Annotated in this window: 2 rRNA genes (1 of these 2 cut by a window edge); both read left to right on the top strand. The window is 51.5% G+C overall.

The features are described from left to right. Positions 1-2,184: ribosomal RNA gene (locus tag C8D97_RS17865) — 23S ribosomal RNA — on the top strand (it extends 707 nt beyond the left edge of the window). Between the two features lie 190 nt (positions 2,185-2,374). Further along, positions 2,375-2,490, top strand: a 5S ribosomal RNA gene (gene rrf / locus C8D97_RS17860). Positions 2,491-2,500 lie beyond the last annotated feature (10 nt).

Raw genomic sequence — 2,500 nt, 5'->3', positions numbered from 1 at the left:
AACACCAACTGGAGGACCGAACACACGTATGTTGAAAAATGCGGTGATGACCTGTGGTTAGGAGTGAAAGGCTAATCAAACCAGGAGATAGCTGGTTCTCCTCGAAAGCTATTTAGGTAGCGCCTCGTGTCTCACTCTTGGGGGTAGAGCACTGTTTCGGCTAGGGGGCCATCCCGGCTTACCAACCCGATGCAAACTCCGAATACCAAGAAGTGCAATCACGGGAGACACACGGCGGGTGCTAACGTCCGTCGTGGAAAGGGAAACAACCCAGACCGCCAGCTAAGGTCCCAAAGTTATCGCTAAGTGGGAAACGATGTGGAAAGGCCCAGACAGCTAGGAGGTTGGCTTAGAAGCAGCCACCCTTTAAAGAAAGCGTAATAGCTCACTAGTCGAGTCGGTCTGCGCGGAAGATGTAACGGGGCTAAGCGATACACCGAAGCTGCGGATGCATAGTTTACTATGCATGGTAGAGGAGCGTTCTGTAAGCCGTTGAAGGTGAACCGGGAGGTTTGCTGGAGGTATCAGAAGTGCGAATGCTGACATGAGTAACGATAATGGGGGTGAAAAACCCCCACGCCGGAAGACCAAGGTTTCCTGTTCGATGCTAATCAGAGCAGGGTGAGTCGGCCCCTAAGGCGAGGCAGAAATGCGTAGTCGATGGGAAACAGGTTAATATTCCTGTACCGGTGTTAACTGCGATGGAGTGACGGAGAAGGCTAGGCCGGCCGGGTGTTGGTTATCCCGGTTTAAGGTTGTAGGCTGAGAACTTAGGTAAATCCGGGTTCTTAAGGCCGAGAGCTGATGACGAGGTCCCAAGGGACTGAAGTGGTCGATGCCATGCTTCCAGGAAAAACTTCTAAGCTTCAGGTTAACACCGACCGTACCCCAAACCGACACAGGTGGTCAGGTAGAGAATACCAAGGCGCTTGAGAGAACTCGGGTGAAGGAACTAGGCAAAATAGCACCGTAACTTCGGGAGAAGGTGCGCCGCCGATGGTGAAGTCCTTGCGACGTAAGCTGTTGGTGGTCGAAGTAACCAGGTGGCTGCGACTGTTTATTAAAAACATAGCACTCTGCAAACACGAAAGTGGACGTATAGGGTGTGACGCCTGCCCGGTGCCGGAAGGTTAATTGATGGGGTTAGCGTATGCGAAGCTCTTGATCGAAGCCCCGGTAAACGGCGGCCGTAACTATAACGGTCCTAAGGTAGCGAAATTCCTTGTCGGGTAAGTTCCGACCTGCACGAATGGCGTAACGATGGCCACACTGTCTCCACCCGAGACTCAGTGAAATTGAAATCGCTGTGAAGATGCAGTGTACCCGCGGCTAGACGGAAAGACCCCGTGAACCTTTACTACAGCTTCACACTGGACTTAGATATTATCTGTGTAGGATAGCTGGGAGGCTTTGAAGCAGTGGCGCTAGCCATTGTGGAGCCAACCTTGAAATACCAGCCTGGTAATATTTGAGTTCTAACTCAGGCCCGTTATCCGGGTCGAGGACAGTGTGTGGTGGGTAGTTTGACTGGGGCGGTCTCCTCCCAAAGAGTAACGGAGGAGTACGAAGGTGTACTAAGTACGGTCGGACATCGTACGGTTAGCATAATGGTATAAGTACGCTTGACTGCGAGACAGACACGTCGAGCAGGTGCGAAAGCAGGTCATAGTGATCCGGTGGTTCTGTATGGAAGGGCCATCGCTCAACGGATAAAAGGTACTCCGGGGATAACAGGCTGATTCCTCCCAAGAGTTCATATCGACGGGGGAGTTTGGCACCTCGATGTCGGCTCATCACATCCTGGGGCTGTAGCCGGTCCCAAGGGTATGGCTGTTCGCCATTTAAAGTGGTACGCGAGCTGGGTTTAGAACGTCGTGAGACAGTTCGGTCCCTATCTGCCGTGGGCGTTGGAGAATTGAGAAGAGCTGCTCCTAGTACGAGAGGACCGGAGTGGACGAACCTCTGGTGTTCCGGTTGTCACGCCAGTGGCATTGCCGGGTAGCTATGTTCGGACAGGATAACCGCTGAAAGCATCTAAGCGGGAAGCCCCCTTCAAGATAAGTTCTCCCTGAGACTTTAAGTCTCCATAAGAGCCGTTGAAGACTATGACGTTGATAGGCAGGGTGTGGAAGTGTTGTGAGGCACTAAGCTAACCTGTACTAATTGCTCGAGAGGCTTGACCATATAACACCCAAGTGGTTTACATGGAGCTGTTCCAAACAGCTACCAGTACTTCCTCCATCCATGGAGGTCGTATATGAGAGAGTCAGTAAGAATCAATGTGAACGCCGAATAAAAAACCTTGTGTGAATCAAATTACCGAATTGTAAAAGCGTTTAGCGTAAGCTAGACACTGAAATACCAACCAGTTTTGCCTGGTGACATTAGCGAACGGGAACCACCTGATCCCTTCTCGAACTCAGAAGTGAAAACGTTCAGCGCCGATGGTAGTGTGGGGTCTCCCCATGTGAGAGTAGGTCATCGCCAGGCATTTAAATTC

Source organism: Pleionea mediterranea (genome assembly GCF_003148745.1).
Classification (GTDB): domain Bacteria; phylum Pseudomonadota; class Gammaproteobacteria; order Enterobacterales; family Kangiellaceae; genus Pleionea; species Pleionea mediterranea.
This window is presented reverse-complemented; position numbering and strand designations above follow the sequence as displayed.